An 18,037-nucleotide genomic window follows, 5' to 3' on the forward strand; every position below is an offset into this window, starting at 1 on the left:
CATGAGCGATAAAAACCCGCTGCCGTTTGCCAAGACCCAATCCAGAGCCATGTTGCTGTGGGTGTTGGCCGTGCTGATCGGCCTGCCGTTGGTGTTGCCCTCGGCGACCCTGGCCACCGAGATCCTGATCTTTGCCATGGCCGCCCTGGCCTGCAACCTGCTGCTGGGCTATACCGGGCTGCTGTCCTTCGGCCAAGGCATCTTCTTTGGTGCCGGTGCTTATTGTGCGGCGCTGTTGATGATTCACCTGCAACTGGGCCTGTTCACCGCGTTGCTCGGCGCGGCGATTGCCGGTGGTTTCCTGGCGCTGCTGGTGGGCGCCCTGGCAATTCGGCGCACGGGCATTTACTTCGTGATGCTCACGTTGGCGTTCAGCCAGATGGCGTACTTCGTCGCCTACACCCTGAGCGACTGGACCGGCGGCGACAACGGCCTGCTCAGCGTGCCGCGCCCGGAAATTCGTGTGGGCGACACCGTGTTGCTGTCCCTGACCGATGCCCGTGCCTTCTATGGTTTTGTCGCGGTGCTGTTCCTGCTGATTTTCATCGGCGCACGCCGGGTCATCGCTTCGCCGTTTGGCAGCACGCTGATGGCGATCCGCGAGAACGAAACCCGCGCCTCGGCCATAGGCTACGACACGCGCCACTTCAAGATCCTGGTGTTCGTGCTGTCCGGTGCGGTCACCGGGATTGCCGGGGCGTTGTACGCCATGCTGCTGCACTTTGTGCCGCTGTCGAATATCGACCTGGCGATGTCCGAGAACATCCTGATCATGACCATCGTCGGCGGCACCGGCTCGTTGTTCGGCTCACTGCTGGGCGCCGGCTCCATCGTGCTGCTGGGCGACTTTCTCTCCGACCTGTGGCCGCGCTGGCTGATGCTGCTGGGGGTAATCCTGATCCTGGTGGTGATATTCATGCGCGGCGGTTTGTGGGGCGGCCTCGCGTCGCTATTCGAGAAGGTGCGCGGCGCGCGCAAACCCGCGGTCGTCGCCAAGGAGGACGGGCTATGAGTATCTTGCTTGAAACCCAGAACCTGGAGCTGGCCTACGGCGCGTTCCATGCGGTCAATGGCGTCAACCTCAAGGTTGAAGCCGGCACCATCCACACCATCATCGGCCCCAACGGCGCGGGCAAGACCAGCCTGTTCCACTGCCTGACAGGTGAACGCCAGGCCACCGCCGGGGCGATCCATTTCGACGGCAAGAACCTGATGCGCAAGCCCGCCCACGGCCGCGTCGGCCTGGGCATGGCGCGCTCGTTCCAACTCACCAGCCTGTTCCAGAACCTCAGCGTGCGCGAAAACCTGCGCCTGGCCGCCCAGGGCCGCGATGGCTCGCGTGCCTTGAACTTCTGGCGTCGAGTGGACAGCCAGCGCGAACACCTGGAGATGGCCGACCAGGTGCTGGAACGCCTGCAACTCACGGCACGCGCCGACACCCTGGCCGGTGAGTTGTCCCACGGCCAGCAACGGGTGCTGGAGGTGGGCATGTCGATCTGCTCCAAACCCAAACTGTTGATGCTCGACGAGCCCACCTCGGGCATGGGCATCGACGATATCCCGATCATGACCCAACTGATCAGCGACCTTGGCCGCGACCATACGGTGCTGTTGATCGAACACAACATGAGCATCGTCATGTCCATCAGCCAACGCATCACGGTGATGAGCCATGGGCAGATCCTGGTGGAAGGCACGCCGGAGTTCGTGCGCGCCGATGAACGTGTGCGTACTGCCTATCTTGGGGAGGCTGCCTGATGCTGATCGTCGAGAATATCCATTCCTACTACGACAAAAGCCATGTGCTGGAGGGCGTGTCGCTGAGCGTCAACCCTGGCGAACTGGTGACCCTGCTCGGCCGTAACGGTGCCGGCAAGACCACCACCCTGCGCAGCATCCTCGGCATCATCTGCCCGCGCCAGGGTCAGATCCACTTCAACGGCCAGGCGCTGGTGGGGCAAAAGATCTTTGAAATTGCGCGCCAGGGCTTGGCGCTGGTACCGGAAAACCGCGGGATTTTCCGCCTGCTGACGGTGGAGGAAAACTTGCGCATCGCCGCCCGCAAGCACAGCCGCTGGCAGCTGGAAGACGTGTACGCCATGTTCCCGCGCCTCAAGGAGCGGCGCAAAAACGCCGGCCATGCGTTGTCCGGCGGCGAACAGCAGATGCTCGCCATCGCCCGCGCCCTGCTGAACGACCCCAAGCTGCTGATCCTCGACGAACCCACTGAAGGCCTGGCCCCGGTGATCGTCGACGAGCTGGTGAAGATCCTGCGCAAGGTCAAGGACGAGGGCCTGCCGGTGTTGCTGGTGGAACAGAACCTGATGGTCTGCGACAAGCTCGCCGACCGCCATTACGTGCTCGAACAGGGCCGCGTGGTGTACGAGGGCAGCGCCGCTGACTTCCGCGCCGACCCGACGATCAAAAACCGTTACCTGGCCTTGAGTGCCTGAGTGGAGATTCCTGATGAATAGTCTTGCGCAACCGCTCCAGAGCGATGCCCCGCTGATCAACCGCGACCGTTTGTGGCAGTCACTGATGGACCTGGCCCAGCTCGGCGCCACGGCCAAGGGCGGCGTGTGTCGCCTGGCCCTCACCGACCTGGACCGCCAGGCCCGCGACCTGTTCGTGCAGTGGTGCGAAGCCGCCGGGTGCAGCGTCAGTGTGGATGCCATCGGCAATATTTTCGCGCGGCGCCCTGGACGCAACCCCACCCTGCCCCCGGTCATGACCGGCAGCCACATCGACACCCAGCCCACCGGCGGCAAGTTCGACGGTTGCTACGGGGTAATGGCCGGGCTGGAAGTGATCCGCACGCTCAATGACTTGCAGATCGAAACCCAGGCCCCCATCGAAGTGGTGGTGTGGACCAACGAAGAAGGCTCGCGCTTCCCGCCGTGCATGATGGGCTCCGGGGTATTTGCCGGGAAGTTCGACTTGCAGGAGACCCTCGACAAGCTCGACGATCAAGGCCTGTCGGTGGGCAGCGAATTGCAGCGCATCGGCTATGCCGGTTCGCGTGCGGTGCTGGGCCATCCGGTGGGCGCTTATTTCGAGGCGCATATCGAGCAAGGCCCGGTGTTGGAGGACCAGGCGATTACCCTGGGCGTGGTGATGGGCTGCCTGGGCCAGAAGTGGTTCGACCTGACCCTCACCGGCGTAGAGGCGCATGCGGGCCCTACGCCCATGCACCTGCGCAAGGATGCCCTGGTGGGCGCTGCCGAGGTGGTCAGCGCGGTCAACCGTATCGCTCATCAGCATCAGCCTCACGCCTGCGGCACCGTCGGCTGCCTTAACCTGCACCCTGGCTCGCGCAACGTGATCCCCGGCCAGGTGCACATGACCATCGACCTGCGTCACCTGCACGCCGACAAGCTGCAAGCCATGGTCGATGAAGTGCGCGCAGTGATCGAAGACGCGGCCGCCCGCCACGGCTTGACGTTTGAACTGACGCCGACTGCCGACTTCCCGCCGCTGGACTTCCACCCTGCCTGCGTCAATGCCGTGCGCGAGGCTGCCCAGGCATTGGGCTTGAGCCATATGGACATTGTCAGCGGCGCCGGGCATGACGCGATATTCGTTGCTGAACTGGGCCCGGCCGGGATGATCTTTGTGCCGTGCGAAGGCGGCATCAGCCATAACGAAATCGAAAACGCCGCGCCGGATGATCTGGCCGCAGGCTGCGCGGTGTTGCTGCGCGCCATGGTCAACGCGGCGCAGGGAGTTCCAGCATGAGTGAGATCGGCCAATTGACGGCGGTGCAACTGCTGCAGCACTTTCGCGACAAGACCTTGTCGCCCGTGGAGGTCACCGAAGACGCGTTGCTGCGCATCGAGCGCTACAACCCGTCAGTGAATGCTTACTGCCATGTCGACCCGCAAGGCGCCCTGGACGCTGCGCGGGCGTCGGAACAACGCTGGTTCAAGGGCGAACCTTGCGGCGCCCTGGATGGCGTGCCGGCGTCGATCAAGGACCTCACGCTGACAGCCGGCATGCCCACGCGCAAAGGCTCGCGCACCTCCAGTGCCGAGGGCCCGTGGGACGTGGACGCGCCCTTCTCGGCCTTCATGCGCAAGGCCGGCGCGGTGCTGCTGGGCAAGACCACCACCCCGGAATTCGGCTGGAAAGGCGTGACCGACAACCCGCTGTACGGCATCACCCGCAACCCGTGGGACACGCGCACCACCGCCGGCGGTTCGTCCGGGGGCGCCGCTGCGGCGGCGGCATTGAACCTGGGCGTGCTGCACCAGGGCAGCGACGCCGGCGGCTCGATCCGTATTCCCTGTGCGTTTACCGGCACCTTCGGGATCAAGCCGACCTTCGGCTATGTGCCGCAATGGCCGGCCAGCTCCATGACGATCCTGTCGCACCTGGGGCCGATGACGCGCACCGTGCAAGACAGTGTGCTGATGCTGCAAGCCGTGGCGCGACCGGATGCACGGGACGGCTTGATCGGCGCGCCGCGAACCACGCCCTGGCTCGTTCCAGGGACGGACTTGAAAGGGTTGCGTGTCGCCTATAGCCCCACGTTCGGCTATGTGAAAGTCGACCCGCAAGTTGCCCAGGTAGTGGATCAGGCTGTGCAGGGCCTGGTGCAACTGGGCGCCCATGTCGAGCAGATCGACCCTGGCTTCAGCGACCCGTTGGATGTCTTCAGCACCTTGTGGGCCGCCGGTGCCGCTCGCCTGACCGGCGCGATGAGCGAGGCGCAAAGGCAACTGCTCGACCCAGGGCTGCTACGCATTGCACAACGGGGCGAGCGCTTGAGCCTGGATGATTTCAACGCAGCCCTCGAAGCGCGAGCGGCGCTGGTTGCACGGATGGCAGCCTTCCATGAGCATTACGATGTGCTGGTGTCACCAATGATGCCGATCACCGCGTTCGAAGCCGGGCACAACGTACCGCCGGGTTCGGGAATGACTGAGTGGATGGAATGGACGCCGTTCACCTACCCGTTCAACCTCACCCAGCAACCGGCGGCGTCAGTGCCCTGTGGGTTGGCGGCAAATGGCTTGCCGGTGGGCTTGCATGTGGTGGGTGCGCGGTTTGCCGATGAGCAGGTGTTGAGGGTGTGTCACGCGTATGCACAGGCATTCCCCACAGCGCACTTGCACACACCGAGAAGCCCGACCTGAAATACCCGCAACTGTGGGAGCTGGCTTGCCTGCGATAGCGCTGGTTCAGTCAGCACATTGGCCTCTGACACACCGCCGTCGCAGCTTCTACACAATTTTGTAGGTTGTAGCAGCCAAGGGTAACCACGATGCGAAGCGAGCCGCTCTTGATCTTGCTCTTGATCTGCTTTTGATCTTGATCTCAGGCGCCCCCCCAAATCACTGGCGGATTACGGGCACACCGAGCCTAAGCGAGGTGCCGAGTGGTGGGGCAAGAGCGTTTTGCTTACTTTGCCGCTTTTCGAAAGTGAGCCGCCGTCAGGGCGGAACCCTAAGTGGCCGTTACCGCAGCAATGGATATGTACACCATCCAACTGTGTTGACTGCCAGGCCGCCTTCGCGAGCAAGCCCGCTCCCACAGGTTTGACCGCATTCCTTTACACTGTCCCCCATTCATCCCCGGGGGCTTCATGGACATCGAACTGGCACGCACCTTCCTCGAAATCACCCGCTGCGGCAGCCTGGCCGCGGCGGCCGAGAAACTGCACGTCACCCAGACCGCTATCACCGCTCGTGTCAAAAACCTCGAGAACCAGCTCGGCTGCACGCTGTTCGTGCGCAACCGTGCCGGTGCGCGGCTGACCGCCGACGGCGAGGCCTTCGTGGTGTACGCCAACCAGTTGCTGCAAACCTGGGAAGCCGCCCGCCGTGACCTGCCATTGCCGGACGGCTATCGCAATGTGCTGCATATCGGCGGGGAGGTCAGCCTGTGCAACCCGTTGATGCTCGGCTGGGCCAAGGCGCTGCGCGAGCAGATACCGGGGCACGCCCTGCGCACCGAAGTGCGTGAAGGCGAATACCTGCTGCGCCAACTGGAGCTGGGTGTGCTAGATGCCGCCTTGGTGTTCCAGCCGCAATACTGGCCGGGCTTGCAGGTGGAGCAAGTGCTGGAAGAAAAACTGATTCTGGTGCAACTGGCGAGCAAACCCTCGCCCTACGTGTATATCGACTGGGGCCAGGGTTTTCGCCAGCAACACGACGCTGCCCTGCCCGACCGTGCGCGTGCCGCGCTGAGTTTCAACCTGGGGCCGCTGGCGTTGCAGTACATCCTGGAGAATGGCGGTGCTGGCTACTTCCGCACGCGGGTGGTGCAGAGCTACCTGGACAGCGGCGTCATGCAGCGCGTGCCCAAGGCGCCGGAATTCAGCTTTCCGACCTACCTGGTATATTCGCGGGCGCGAGATTCAGCGGTGTTGCAGCAGGCCTTGGAACTGCTGCGCGAGGTGGTGAAGGCCGAAGGCGACTGGTCGCAACGCTGGGATCCGCTGATTTGAATCACTCTACGCCTGCGCGCATGCTAGCCTGCTGGTGTTTACTCTCGCAGTCTTACCGATGAACAAGAAAAAGTCCGTCACCATCAGCGACATCGCCAAACGGGTCGGCATGACCACCATTACGGTGTCCCGCGCTTTGAGCAAACCCGACCTGGTCAAACCCGCCACCCTGGCGCGCATCCTGGAAGTGGCACGCGAGCTGGACTACGTGCCCAACGCCTTCGCCCGTGGGCTCAAGCGCAGTGAAAGCCTGATCATCGGGGTCATCACCGCATCGGTAGACAACCCGTTCTACAGCGAGATGATCAAGGCGATTTCCCGCGAGGCGAAAAAGCACGGCTACACCATCATGCTGGTGGACACCGATGAGCTGGAAGAACTGGAAAGCAAGGCGGTCGATACCCTGCTGGGCTATCGCGTGGCGGGGATCATCCTGTCGCCGGTCTCCGACGAGCCGAGCTACCAGCCCGACTACCTGGAGCGCCTGGGCAACGGCAAGACCCCGGTGGTGCTGCTCGATCGCACGATCCACGACAGCCCGTTCAGCCGTGTGGTGCTCGACAACTACCACAGCGGCCTGCAAGCCGCGCACTACCTGTTACGCCAAACCCCGAACCTCAAGCGCCTGCTGGTGCTGACCGGCCCCGAGCACTCGCGTATCAGCGTGGAGCGCCTCAAAGGCCTGCGGGAAGTGCTGGCCGAACATCCCGACATCCAGGTCGAGGTGCAGGCGGGCGACTACACGCTGATGCCGGCTTACCTGCACACCCTCGATTACCTGGCCGCACACTCGGCGCCGGACGCGATCATGGGTTTCAACCAGTTGATTACCCTGGGTGCCCTGCGCGCGTTGCGCATGCACAACATCGCCCATGACAGCCTGACCATCTGCGGCATCGACCGCCTGCCCTTCGCCGATATCTTTGGCGTGCCGATTGCCTGCGTGGCCCACGACGCATCCCTGGCCGGCAGCAGTGCGGTGCGCCTGCTGCTTGATCGCCTGCAAGACCCGCACAAGCCACGGGACAAAGTGGTCATCGCCGGGCAGTTGGAAAACGGCTAGCGGCTGGTGTAGCCGCCGTCCACAGGCAGGCTCACGCCACTGATCATGCTCGCCGCGTCGCTAAGCAAAAACAGCACCGGCAGCGCCACTTCCGCCGGTTGCGCAAAACGCCCCAACGGAATCGCTGCCAGCGCCGGGTCGCGCTTGGCCGGGTCGGACCAGGCCATCGTCGCCATGGCCGTCAAGGTCACGGTGGGGTTGACGCTGTTGACGCGTATGCCAAAACGGCCCCACTCGGCGCATTGCACGCGGGTGATCGCATCCAGTGCAGCCTTGGAGGCGCAGTAGCTCAGGTGATCGTCCAGCGCCACCAACGACGCCTGGCTGGAGACGTTGACGATGCTGCCGGCCATATTCGCCTCGATCATCTTTGCCGCGACCCGGCTGGCCACTTGCGCAGCGGCGCGGGCATTGACGTGCATTACCTGGTCGAAGGCGTTGGCGCTGATGGCAGCGGCGGGCTCCAGGCGTGAGATACCGGCGCAGTTGACCAGACCGTGCAGAGGCGGCAAATCTTGCAGGGTTTTATCGAGGGCGATGCTGTCAGCGATATCCACGCACAAGGTGCGGCACCCCAATGCCGCCAACGCCTGGGCATCGCGACCGAGAGCGAAGACTTCGGCGCCGCTGGCGATCAGTTGCTGGGCAATTTCGCGACCGATGCCGCTGCTGGCACCGGTGACGAGGATGCGCTGGTACGAGAAGTCGAAGGTGGTAGTCATAAATAAAGATCTCAAAGCCAATGAAGACCCACTGTGGGAGCTGGCTTGCCTGCGATAGCGCAGTGTCAGTCTCCTTATCGGGTGCTGATACACCGCTATCGCAGGCAAGCCAGCTCTCACAGTTTTGGACTGTGTTGAATCAGGTGGATTGCAGGTTGTGCATGACCGGTTTCAGGGCCGGATACAGCTTGAGGTACTCGGCAAACGCCCGGTCATAGGTCATGACATTCTCCCGCTTGGGCTGCGCCCGCAATTGCAACTGCACCCAACCCGTGTCCATCTGCCCATCACTCACCAACCCCATCGTATGCGCCGCCAACAACGCCGCGCCCAGGGCTGCTTCTACCTCCTGCACGATCGTGTACACCGGGTAGCGTGTGACGTCGGCGATGATCTGCATCCACAGGTCCGAATGGCTGGCCCCGCCCACCACAATCAGGCGCGGGTCCAGGGAATGCGCGCCCTGGCTGCCCGCTTCGATATTGTGGCGCAGGGCAAAACTCACGCCCTCCAGCACTGCGCGGTACAGGTGAAAGCGGCTGTGGTAGAGGTTGAGCCCGACAAAACTGCCGCTGGCGCGGTCATCCCATACCGGGCTGCGTTCGCCCATCAAGTAAGGCAAAAACACCACGCCTTCGCTGCCTGCCGGAATCTTCATCGCGCTCTGCTCCAGCAGCGCCAGGCTGTCTTGCCCCGTGGCCTGGGCCTGCTGTTCTTCGGCCTGGCAGAACTGCTCGCGAAACCAGCTGACCGAGGCCCCGGCGGTGATCGCACCGCCGAAGATGTACAGGTCGCGGTGGCCGTTGTAGACGTGGGGCATGCTCACCAAACCGTGACGTGCATCCACCTGCTGGTTCAGATAGCCCCAGCACATGCTGGTGCCGATCATCGCCACATGATTGCCTGGCTGAGTGACACCCGCCGCCAGGGTCGCCATGGCCGCGTCCACGCCCCCAGCGAGGATCGGCGTGCCCGCCTGCAAGCCCAGGCGTGCGGCCCAGTCTGCAAGCAAACCACCCACCACCTCGCCGGAATACAGCAACCGCTCGGGCATCATCGACTGCGCGATACCCAACGCCTCCAGCATCTCGCCTGACCAGTTGCGCGCCGCCACGTCGTAGACACCGCCGATATTCCCGGCGCTGCTGTGGTCCACCGCCAACTCGCCGGTCAGGCACCAATTGATGTAGCTGTTGGGCGGCAACAGGTAACGGGTATTCGCCCACACCTGAGGCTGGTGCTGCTTGAGCCAGAGCATCTTGGTGAAGCCGTAGTAGCTGTCCACCGAGTTGCCGGTGATGGCGAACAAGCGCTCCAGATCCACATGCTCACGCACCCAGGCCACCTGCTCGCCGGCGCGGCGGTCCATCCAGATCAGGCACGGGTGCAGCGGCGTCATCTGCGCATCCACGGCAATGCCCGAACCACCGTACAAACTGCTGATGCACAGCGCCTTGACCTGCGGCGCCGGCACCCCGGCCTTGGCCATGCACTGGGCCACGCACGTTTCGACAGCATCCAGCCACACCTGCGGCCACTGCTCGGCCCAGCGCACTTTCGGGGTGCCCACCCGGTAGCCGTGGCTGTGCTGGGCGATGATCGTGCCCTGGGCATCCACCAGCAGCGCCTTGGTGCTCTGGGTGCCAATGTCTACACCGATGACGTAGTCCATCTCAGAGCACCGGCTTCAACAGCACCTTGATCGACTTGGTCGAGTTGGCCAGTTCAAACGCCTCGGCCCAGTCGTCCAGCGGGAAATCATGGGTGACGATGCCTTGGGAGGTGACCAGGCCACGCTCGAACAGGTCGATGGCGATCGGGTAGCAATACGGGCCCAGGTGCGCACCGCGCACGTCGAGCTCCTTGCGGTCGCCGATGATCGACCAGTCCACGCTGGTCTCGGCGCCAAACACGCTGAACTCGACAAAGCGCCCGAGCTTGCGGATCAGGTCCAGGCCCTGGGTGACGCCGGCCGGTACGCCGGTGGTTTCGATATAGACGTCGCAGCCGTAGTTGTCCGTGAGGCCGTTGATGATCTCGCGAGCGTTGTCACGGGCGGGGTTGATCACCACATCGGCGCCGAATTTTTTCGCCAGCTCCAGGCGTTCATCGACCATGTCGATCACCACCAGTTTTTTCGGGGTCTTCAGAGCAGCGACCTGGACCATGCACAGGCCCAGGGTACCCGCGCCGGCAATCACCACCACGTCGTCGAGCTGGATATCGCCACGGTTGACGGTATGGATCGAGCAGGCCATCGGCTCCACCAGCGCCGAGTCTTCCAGGGACACCGACTCAGGGATCTTGTGCACGATGGCGGTCTTGGGAATGCGCATGTACTGGGCCATGCCGCCTTCGGCCACTTCGCGCTGGAAGCCGAAGATGTTGTGCACTTCGCACATCCAGTATTTGCCCGATTTGCAGAAGCGGCACTTGCCACACGGCACGATCTGTTCGGCGATGACCTTGTCACCGACCTTGACCTCAAAGTGCTCCTCGGCGCCCTCGCCGGCTTCGACCACGTAGCCGAAAAATTCGTGGCCCGGTACTACCGGCGCCTTGACCCAGGGGTTGTCGCCGCCCCAGAACATCGCCGCGCCCGAGTGGCACTTGCAGTCACTGGCGCAGATGCCGCAGGCGGCGATACGGATCACCAGCTCATTGGCACGCGCCTGGGGTTTGCCGATGCGCTCCAGGCGGTAGTCTTTCGGGCCGTGGCAGACGACGGCTTGCATGTGAGTGTGCTTGTCCATGTGTTCGGTCCTGTGTAGTGAGGTATTAACGATGGCGCTGACGGCTGATGAAAATCGCCAGCAAGATGATCCCGCCCTTGATCACGCTCTGGACGTAGGGCGACACGCCAAGCATGTTCAAACCGTTGTTCAACACGCCCAGCAGCATGGCGCCGAGCAAGGTGCCGATGATCACTCCGCGGCCGCCGGCAATCGACGCACCACCCAGTACCACGGCGGCAATCGCATCCAGCTCGAACGACACGCCGGCATTCGGCTGGCCGCTCATCAAGCGCGAGGTGAGCACCAGCCCGGCAATCGCGGCGGTGAAGCCGCTGATGCCGTACACCAGCAGCTTGAAACGCGCCGCTCGCACCCCGGACAAGCGCACCGCTTCTTCATTGCCGCCGATGGCGTAGATGTAGCGGCCGATGCGGGTGTGTTGCAGCAGCACATAGGCCGCCAGGTAGGTGATCAGCATGATCAGGATCGGCACCTGCAGGCCAAACACACTGGCGCGACCGAAGAACGCGAACCACTCTGGCAAGCCGGAAATCGGGTAGCCGTCGGTGTACATCAGCCCGAACCCGCGGGCGATGCCCATGGTCGCCAGGGTGACGATGATCGGCGGCATATGCAGGTACGCCACGAACAGCCCGTTGCCGATGCCGAAGGCCACGCCCACCAGCAGCCCGGCGCCAATCGCCAGGCCCGGCGGCAACCCGGCGACCATCAGCCCGGCGGTCAAGGTGCCGGACAACGCCATCACCGGCCCCACCGACAAGTCGATGCCACCGGTGAGAATCACGCAGGTCATGCCCACTGCGATGATCGCGTTGATCGACACCTGGCGGGCGATGTTGGAGAGATTGCTGGCAGTGAGGAAGGTGTCACTGGCGAGGATCATCACCAGGGTCACCACCACCAGCCCGACAAAGGGATAAAACGCCGGCGAACGCAGCAGCCGCGCCAGATTCAGGCGCAAGCGGCCGTTGCCGGCGGTGTTAATGGACGTATTCACTTGAGCCCCCTGTTGCATGGCGCATGACCTCTTGAGGATTGACGGCGGACGCTTCCAGTACCTTGACGATGGCGCCCTTGTGGAACACGGCGACGCGGTCGCACATGCCGATGACTTCGGGCAGCTCGGAGGAAATCATGATGATCGCGTAGCCCTGTTCGGTGAGGCTGCGCATCAACGCGTAGATCTGCGCCTTGGCACCCACGTCGATGCCGCGTGTGGGTTCGTCGAACACCAGCACGTCGCAGTGGTGGTTGATCCAGCGGGCGATCACGACTTTTTGCTGGTTGCCGCCGCTGAGGTTCACCACAAGGCTTTCGCCACTGGGTGCCTTGATCGACAGCTGGCGCATCAGCGCTTCGACGCTGGCGCACTCGCGGGCCTTGTCGATCAGGCCCGAGGCGTGCTGATACTTGGGCAAATTGTTCAGCGAGATATTTTCGCGAATGCTGAAGGCGGTGATCAGCCCTTCGCTCTTGCGGCTTTCGGGGAGCAGGCCGATGCCGCAGGCCAGGGCTTGGGCCGGGTCATCGAGGCTGACTTTTTCTCCGCGCAGCCACACGTCTTTGCTCACCGTGGGCAGCGCGCCCATCATGCCCAGGGCCAGTTCAGTGCGGCCCGAGCCCACCAGACCGGCGAAGCCCAGGATCTCGCCCTTGTGCACATTGAAACGGTTGTGGGGGCCGTTGCGCACCAGCTGGATGTCCTTGACCTCCAACAGCAAGGGGCCGCGTGCAGTAGCGGGTTTAGGCGGAAAGCTGCACTCCAGGCGGCGGCCGACCATCATCTCGACCAGGCGGTCGATGTCGCTGTCAGCCACCTCGGTGACGCCTGCATTGCCGCCGTCGCGCAGCACGCTGATGCGGTCGCAGACCTGAAAAATCTCTTCCAGGTGATGCGAGATAAAAATCACCGCCACACCCTGGCGCTTGAGTTCGCGCATGATGTCGAACAGCAACTCGGCCTCACTGGGAGTCAGCGTCGCGGTCGGCTCATCGAGCACCAGCAGGCGTGCGTCCAAAGCCAGGGCCTTGGCGATTTCGACAAACTGCTGCTCGGCCACGCTCAGGTGCTTGACCGCGCAGTGCAGATCGATGCTGACCCCGAGGCGCTCGAACAACGCCTGCGCGGCCTCGGCCATTTCGCGCTTGCGCAACAGGCCGAAGCGGTTGCTCAGTTCATGGCCGAGGAAGATATTTTCTACCGCCGTGAGGTAGGGAATCAGGCTGAACTCCTGGAACACAATGCCAATCCCGGCGGCAATCGCATCCCGATAGGTCGCAAATTTTCGGGCCTGCCCGTCGATAAGGATCTGCCCTTCGTCCTGATGCTCGACACCGCCCAGAATCTTCATCAGGGTGGATTTGCCCGCGCCATTTTCGCCGAGCAAGGCGTGGATTTCGCCACGCTCCACTTGCAGGTTGATGGCCTTGAGGGCCTGCACCCCCGGGTAACGCTTACAGATGTTTTCCAGCTTCAGAAGACTGCTCATACCGCCGACCTCGCACTCAGAAGGAAGACCTGGGCCCCACGAACTACGCGGGGCCTGTTGGGTTTACCAGCTGAAGTCCTTGGCCTTGGCCTGGTCGATCAGGGTGATGTCCACCGGCACGCTGGCCGGTACTTGGGCGCCCCACTTCTTGGCCAGGGCGATGCCCAGGGCTAGGCGGATCTGGTCGCGGGGGTATTGGGCCGAGGTGGCGATGAAATGGCTGCCGGGTTTCTGGATCGCCTTGATCGCTTCCGGCGCACCGTCGACGCTGACCAGCTTCACGTCCATACCGCTGGCTTCGATGGCCGACAGCGCGCCGAGGGAGCCATTGTCATTCACGCTGAAAATGCCCTTGAGGGTAGGCTGGGCCTGCAACATGTTTTCGGTGACGGTCAGGGCCTGATCGCGTTCCTGTTTGCCGTTCTGGATGCTGACGATCTTGATGTCCGGGTGCTTGGCCACCGCCTCTTTGCAGCCGCGCACACGTTCGAGGATCGGCACCACGGCGATGCCGTCAAGGATGGCGATATTGCCTTTGTCACCGATGGTTTTAGCCAGGTACTCACAGGCCTGGAAACCGGCGTCGAAGTTCTTCGACCCCACGAATGAATCCAACGGGCCATCTGCCTGGGCATCCACCGCCACCACTACGACACCGGCAGCATGGGCCGACTTGACGGCCGATTGCACGCCGACCGAATCAGTGGGGTTGATCAGCAGGATGTCGATGCCCTTTTGCAGCATGTCTTCGACATCACTGACCTGCTTGGACACGTCGTGGCGGGCGTCGGTGATGATCAACTTGGCACCGATGGTCGCGCCGGCTTCTTCCAGGGCGTTTTTCATGGTGACGAAATAGGGGTTGTTGATTTCCTGGAACGAGGCGCCGATGCGGATGGGCTTGGCAGCGTCGGCAAACGCGGGGGTCGCGCTGCCCAGGGTGATGCTGGCAGCCAGTAAACACAGGGTTTTTGGGAGCATTTTCATGGCGTGGGTCTCTGTTTTGTTTTTATTTTTAGAGCAAATGTTATCGTTAACATTTTGCCAGAAACTAACAAGTAATTCAGACCTGTGCAAGCCTCCACTGGTCGGTCTCGGGCAAAAATGTGGGAGTTGGCTTGCCTGCGATGGCGCAGTGTCAGTCTACTTATCTGGCCCTGATACACCGCCATCGCAGGCAAGCCAGCTCCCACAGGGGGATGAGGTGGTCAGTAAAAACTCGCACATCCGCTTACGCCAACTAAGCTCAGCCTCAAATAAAAACACAGCGAGCAGCCGGCCATGCCCCACCCGACCGAGACTTTCCGCGACCGTTACCGCGCAAGCGTCAACCCGCGTTACAACCCCTGGCTGCACGCCGCATTCGTGCTTGGCTACGGCATCGCCTGCATCACGCTGGCCTGGTCCTCCACCGCCGATATCACCGCCCTCCAGTGGCTGACCGTGCCCCTGACCCTGCTGTTCTTCAACCTGTGCATCTACCTCGTGCACCGCCACCTGGGCCATCACAAACATGCATTCGCCCGGCTGTTCTATGCACGCCACACCGGCGATCACCACAGCTTCTTCACCCCCGGCCACATGACCTACGACAGCCCTCGGGACTGGCGCGTCATCCTCTTTCCAGCCTGGCTGATCATGCTGCACAGCCTGGCCATCACCCTTCCCGCCTGGTGGCTGCTCAGCCAACTGAGCCCCAACGTTGCCGGGTTGTTTGCAGGCTGCATGATCCTTGGCTACCTGCTCTACGAAGTGTTCCATGCCTGCGAACACCTGCCTGCCGAACACCCGGTGGCACGCCTGCCATGGATTCGCCAGATGCACCGCCTGCATGCCTTGCACCACCGCCGTGAGCTGATGCAGGGGCGTAATTTCAACATCGTGCTGCCGTTGATGGACTATCTGTTTGGCACTTTGTATTGGGAGCCGCGTCCTCCCGATAGCCAGAAATGATCAGGAAAAAGCCACAAAAAAGGGGCGGCCTCTAGAGGCCGCCCCTTCTACTTCACATCACGCTGTCAGTGGATGATGTCCTGAGTGCAGATATGCCCCAGGCTGACGTATTGCACGTTCTCACCGCCGACGCCCACACCCGGGAACTCGGCCAGCTCAATGCGCCAGCCACCCTCGTTGTAGGTGGTTCTCCACTTGTACGGCACACCGGTGCTGCTGTCGTTGATCACCGTCGTGTAGTCACCGAAGCACGTACCGATATTAGCCGTGGCCTCTGATACACCCGCGCTGTTGGTAGTCGCTTTGTAGTCAACCCAACGGTAGTTCAAGTCGACGAAGTGGTTATCGACGCGCAATACCGGCGTAACCCCCAGCAACGGCGCGCCGGTAGAGTCCGACCATTGGGTCGACCAGTTCAACAGCCGAGCGGTTTGCGTGGCCAGCCACACTTCCGTCACCCGCACGATGTTGTCACCTTTGACACTGCTGGTGTTCAAGCGCGGTGTGGAACCCAGGCTCAGTTGGTAATACTTGCTCGGGTCATGCGCCACCGCCGGGTTGGCCCGTACACGCACCTTCACCGTGGTGCCCGGCGCGACGCTCGGGTAGGTCGAGGTAGAACCGGCCGGCACGGTGACCCAGTTGGCGCCATCAAAGCGGTCGAAGATCCACTGGTTTCGGCTGCCGTTCTCGTCGCCCGCCAGGTACATGCTCACGCTTTGGCCACGGACCGCCGTGAAGTCGAAGTAATCGACATCGTTGGCGCTGTCGAGATTGCCGCTGACCTTGTTCATCGAATCGGGCAATACGAACGCGGTTTGCGCGCTGTCGTTGGGCTCGAACGCGTCGATGTTGCTGTCCACCGCCACGCCGAAACTGAACTGCGCGTTATCGGCGACCTTGGCCACCATGTACCAGTAGTAGTCGCCGGCCGGCAGCACACCGTTGAGGTATTCATCGGCATTGCCTGCAGCATCCGACGAACCGACCACACTCAGGTTGCCCTGGCCGTCATCCTGAAACAGGGTCAGCGACATATCCGCGCCTGCGCTCTGGTTGACCAGTTGCACCTGCACTCGTGCGTTCTGCAGCAGGTTGAAGTGGTAGGCAAACTCGTTACCGGCCTGCACCGCATCGACGGTGTAAAGCGTGTTGATATCCAGGGTTGGAAACAGCGGTTCAAACGCCGCGATAGCCGCACCTTTCAACGCGCCTTGCGCCGGCTTTTTCAACTCACTCACCACGCTGTCGAACGGCTCGGACTTGAGGGATCGGGTCACGGCCTTGGACTGACCAGACTTGGCCACCAGCAGTTTTTTCTTGAGTTCGGTCGAAACCTTCGAGGCGTCCAGCTTGCCGCCGGACTTGAGCGCTTTGTTCACGGCCTGCTTGACCGCTTCGGCACTGAGTTTCGCAGGCGCTTGATCAGCCAGGGCAAAGGCCGAAACGAAGCAGGAGGCCATCATGGCCGCGCCTAGCATAAAGGCTTTTTTCGATTTCATTTTTTATCCATCCATAGTTAAAAAATTGAAGCTCAGGTAACCGGTGACATCCGGTCACCTGGGATGGACTGTAGGATAAGACTGTATGCATGTACAGCACTTTTTCTAAAAAATGTGAGCCTGGAATTCAGGCTCAAGAAGCGAGAGCACCTCTAAAGCCAGGTGCACCAATAGCCCCAACTGATCGCCCACATTATCGCGAGCCGATAGGGCCATACAGCCCAACGCTTGAGCGCTGGCGGAATGACGGCTAGCTCTGCCTCGGTCATGTAACCTTCTTTCACGGAGCGTTCTGGCGCGCGGAGGATATCAATCATGAGACACATGCGATGAAACCTGACGAGTCGCTGGTTTCGTCCCCAGCGTTGCTGATATTTACGCACCTGCACGTTTTCAATGAAGTAACCTTCCAACGCCTCGAGTTTTGTTCGTTCGACAAAGAGCATTAATCCCAAAATGACGAACGCTCCAACCACCATCACCAGGGTGTAAGCGAGAAAAAACGACATTGTCATGCCCCAGGTGGGAAAATCGAATCACTCTTGATCTATAACGCCCCGTAATGACCGCCTGCAGGTTCGCGCACGTCTACCAATTGCCAACTCATGAGGTGTTTTCGCGAGTGAGGCCTAGTTCTATGGAATTGGGATATCGCACCATCTGCGCCATACTTCCCACACAATCATTTCGATGATACAAACATCCGCGAGGCGATACGGCCACAAGGCCCAGCGCTTAAGCGTCAAGGGGACAGACGCCAGCTCGGCTTCGGTCACAAGGCCTGCCTTCAGAAAAGCTTTCGGCCCTGACAGGATGTCGATCATCAGGCTCATTCGATGATATCTATCGATCGGATCATATCCTTCCCTGAAACGCTTATGTCTAAGAACCTTCTCGTTCTCACTGAAGTAACTTTCCAGTTCATCCAACTTTGCGTATTCAGCAAACACTATCAGTACGAAGACGACAAACACCCAAGCGAACATCACAATGCTATACACAAGAAAAAGGGACATCGTTATGTGCCCTCGGGTTGGAATATCAGATCGCCGTCGACTGCCAATATTCTTCCCCCCAAAAACCCACCAAACTCACCAAAAAAAG

The 18,037-nt window shown here is 61.7% G+C and carries 17 protein-coding genes; 8 read left to right on the forward strand and 9 right to left on the reverse strand.

Features of this window, described 5'->3' with window-relative positions:
• Position 1 precedes the first annotated feature (1 nt).
• The 7 genes from GIV35_RS23315 to GIV35_RS23345 all read left to right on the forward strand — a co-directional run bounded on the left by GIV35_RS23315 (position 2) and on the right by GIV35_RS23345 (position 7,511).
• A complete protein-coding gene (locus GIV35_RS23315) occupies positions 2-1,012 on the forward strand; it encodes a branched-chain amino acid ABC transporter permease (protein WP_105227250.1) in 1,011 nt (336 codons plus the stop codon).
• Positions 1,009-1,758: an ABC transporter ATP-binding protein gene (locus GIV35_RS23320; protein ID WP_014719039.1), complete on the forward strand. Its 750-nt coding sequence runs from the start codon at positions 1,009-1,011 to the stop codon at positions 1,756-1,758. The genes GIV35_RS23315 and GIV35_RS23320 overlap by 4 nt, the downstream gene beginning before the upstream one ends.
• Complete coding sequence (locus GIV35_RS23325) at positions 1,758-2,453, forward strand: ABC transporter ATP-binding protein (RefSeq protein WP_003192343.1); 696 nt, start codon at positions 1,758-1,760, stop codon at positions 2,451-2,453. Before GIV35_RS23320 ends, GIV35_RS23325 begins: the two co-directional genes overlap by 1 nt.
• Before the next feature lie 13 nt (positions 2,454-2,466).
• A complete protein-coding gene (locus tag GIV35_RS23330; RefSeq protein ID WP_198716485.1) occupies positions 2,467-3,735 on the forward strand; it encodes a Zn-dependent hydrolase in 1,269 nt (422 codons plus the stop codon).
• Positions 3,732-5,135 carry an amidase gene (locus GIV35_RS23335; protein WP_236265408.1) on the forward strand — a complete coding sequence of 468 codons (1,404 nt, stop codon included), beginning with the start codon at positions 3,732-3,734 and terminating at the stop codon, positions 5,133-5,135. The genes GIV35_RS23330 and GIV35_RS23335 overlap by 4 nt, the downstream gene beginning before the upstream one ends.
• 449 nt (positions 5,136-5,584) lie before the next feature.
• Entirely contained in the window at positions 5,585-6,448 is an 864-nt protein-coding gene (locus GIV35_RS23340; RefSeq protein ID WP_073526797.1) for a LysR family transcriptional regulator, read from the forward strand.
• A 58-nt stretch (positions 6,449-6,506) separates the two neighbouring features.
• The gene (locus GIV35_RS23345; protein ID WP_054897430.1) at positions 6,507-7,511 is read left to right on the forward strand and encodes a LacI family DNA-binding transcriptional regulator; all 1,005 of its coding nucleotides are present in this window, start codon (positions 6,507-6,509) and stop codon (positions 7,509-7,511) included.
• Here the strand turns inward: GIV35_RS23345 and GIV35_RS23350 are convergent.
• From GIV35_RS23350 to GIV35_RS23375, 6 genes are all read right to left on the reverse strand, one after another.
• Positions 7,508-8,233: an SDR family oxidoreductase gene (locus GIV35_RS23350; protein ID WP_200649029.1), complete on the reverse strand. Its 726-nt coding sequence runs from the start codon at positions 8,231-8,233 to the stop codon at positions 7,508-7,510. The genes GIV35_RS23345 and GIV35_RS23350 overlap by 4 nt on opposite strands.
• Before the next feature lie 139 nt (positions 8,234-8,372).
• The gene (locus GIV35_RS23355) at positions 8,373-9,905 is read right to left on the reverse strand and encodes an FGGY-family carbohydrate kinase (RefSeq protein WP_223023985.1); all 1,533 of its coding nucleotides are present in this window, start codon (positions 9,903-9,905) and stop codon (positions 8,373-8,375) included.
• 1 nt (position 9,906) lies between these two features.
• Entirely contained in the window at positions 9,907-10,986 is a 1,080-nt protein-coding gene (locus GIV35_RS23360) for an alcohol dehydrogenase catalytic domain-containing protein (RefSeq protein WP_034128169.1), read from the reverse strand.
• Between the two features lie 25 nt (positions 10,987-11,011).
• Positions 11,012-12,004, reverse strand: coding sequence for an ABC transporter permease (locus GIV35_RS23365; RefSeq protein ID WP_105227256.1), 993 nt, complete (start codon positions 12,002-12,004; stop codon positions 11,012-11,014).
• A complete protein-coding gene (locus GIV35_RS23370; protein ID WP_200649027.1) occupies positions 11,970-13,478 on the reverse strand; it encodes a sugar ABC transporter ATP-binding protein in 1,509 nt (502 codons plus the stop codon). The genes GIV35_RS23365 and GIV35_RS23370 overlap by 35 nt, the downstream gene beginning before the upstream one ends.
• Before the next feature lie 63 nt (positions 13,479-13,541).
• The gene (locus GIV35_RS23375) at positions 13,542-14,465 is read right to left on the reverse strand and encodes a substrate-binding domain-containing protein (RefSeq protein WP_014719049.1); all 924 of its coding nucleotides are present in this window, start codon (positions 14,463-14,465) and stop codon (positions 13,542-13,544) included.
• Positions 14,466-14,759: 294 nt separating this feature from the next.
• Between GIV35_RS23375 and GIV35_RS23380 the strand changes: the two genes are divergently transcribed.
• Positions 14,760-15,431, forward strand: a complete 672-nt coding sequence (locus GIV35_RS23380; RefSeq protein WP_105227258.1) for a sterol desaturase family protein — start codon at positions 14,760-14,762, stop codon at positions 15,429-15,431.
• Positions 15,432-15,496: 65 nt separating this feature from the next.
• Here GIV35_RS23380 and GIV35_RS23385 read toward each other — a convergent pair whose 3' ends face one another.
• The 3 genes from GIV35_RS23385 to GIV35_RS23395 form a co-directional block, all read right to left on the reverse strand.
• A complete protein-coding gene (locus GIV35_RS23385) occupies positions 15,497-16,933 on the reverse strand; it encodes a hypothetical protein (protein WP_223023982.1) in 1,437 nt (478 codons plus the stop codon).
• A 152-nt stretch (positions 16,934-17,085) separates the two neighbouring features.
• Positions 17,086-17,442, reverse strand: a complete 357-nt coding sequence (locus tag GIV35_RS23390; RefSeq protein WP_105229158.1) for a hypothetical protein — start codon at positions 17,440-17,442, stop codon at positions 17,086-17,088.
• Positions 17,443-17,568: 126 nt separating this feature from the next.
• Positions 17,569-17,949: a hypothetical protein gene (locus tag GIV35_RS23395; RefSeq protein WP_034128173.1), complete on the reverse strand. Its 381-nt coding sequence runs from the start codon at positions 17,947-17,949 to the stop codon at positions 17,569-17,571.
• Positions 17,950-18,037 lie beyond the last annotated feature (88 nt).

Source organism: Pseudomonas sp. PA-1-6B (assembly GCF_021609545.1).
Classification (GTDB): Bacteria; Pseudomonadota; Gammaproteobacteria; order Pseudomonadales; family Pseudomonadaceae; genus Aquipseudomonas; species Aquipseudomonas fluorescens_BV.

Excerpts from the sequence above, each read along its gene's own strand:
- GIV35_RS23350 (WP_200649029.1), bottom strand. The coding sequence starts at position 8,233 with ATGACTACCACCTTCGACTTCTCGTACCAGCGCATCCTCGTCACCGGT.
- GIV35_RS23380 (WP_105227258.1), top strand. The coding sequence starts at position 14,760 with ATGCCCCACCCGACCGAGACTTTCCGCGACCGTTACCGCGCAAGCGTC.
- GIV35_RS23325 (WP_003192343.1), top strand. The coding sequence starts at position 1,758 with ATGCTGATCGTCGAGAATATCCATTCCTACTACGACAAAAGCCATGTG.
- GIV35_RS23395 (WP_034128173.1), bottom strand. The coding sequence starts at position 17,949 with ATGTCCCTTTTTCTTGTGTATAGCATTGTGATGTTCGCTTGGGTGTTT.
- GIV35_RS23360 (WP_034128169.1), bottom strand. The coding sequence starts at position 10,986 with ATGGACAAGCACACTCACATGCAAGCCGTCGTCTGCCACGGCCCGAAA.
- GIV35_RS23370 (WP_200649027.1), bottom strand. The coding sequence starts at position 13,478 with ATGAGCAGTCTTCTGAAGCTGGAAAACATCTGTAAGCGTTACCCGGGG.
- GIV35_RS23390 (WP_105229158.1), bottom strand. The coding sequence starts at position 17,442 with ATGTCGTTTTTTCTCGCTTACACCCTGGTGATGGTGGTTGGAGCGTTC.
- GIV35_RS23385 (WP_223023982.1), bottom strand. The coding sequence starts at position 16,933 with ATGAAATCGAAAAAAGCCTTTATGCTAGGCGCGGCCATGATGGCCTCC.
- GIV35_RS23345 (WP_054897430.1), top strand. The coding sequence starts at position 6,507 with ATGAACAAGAAAAAGTCCGTCACCATCAGCGACATCGCCAAACGGGTC.
- GIV35_RS23340 (WP_073526797.1), top strand. The coding sequence starts at position 5,585 with ATGGACATCGAACTGGCACGCACCTTCCTCGAAATCACCCGCTGCGGC.
- GIV35_RS23315 (WP_105227250.1), top strand. The coding sequence starts at position 2 with ATGAGCGATAAAAACCCGCTGCCGTTTGCCAAGACCCAATCCAGAGCC.
- GIV35_RS23330 (WP_198716485.1), top strand. The coding sequence starts at position 2,467 with ATGAATAGTCTTGCGCAACCGCTCCAGAGCGATGCCCCGCTGATCAAC.
- GIV35_RS23365 (WP_105227256.1), bottom strand. The coding sequence starts at position 12,004 with ATGCAACAGGGGGCTCAAGTGAATACGTCCATTAACACCGCCGGCAAC.
- GIV35_RS23335 (WP_236265408.1), top strand. The coding sequence starts at position 3,732 with ATGAGTGAGATCGGCCAATTGACGGCGGTGCAACTGCTGCAGCACTTT.
- GIV35_RS23375 (WP_014719049.1), bottom strand. The coding sequence starts at position 14,465 with ATGAAAATGCTCCCAAAAACCCTGTGTTTACTGGCTGCCAGCATCACC.
- GIV35_RS23320 (WP_014719039.1), top strand. The coding sequence starts at position 1,009 with ATGAGTATCTTGCTTGAAACCCAGAACCTGGAGCTGGCCTACGGCGCG.
- GIV35_RS23355 (WP_223023985.1), bottom strand. The coding sequence starts at position 9,905 with ATGGACTACGTCATCGGTGTAGACATTGGCACCCAGAGCACCAAGGCG.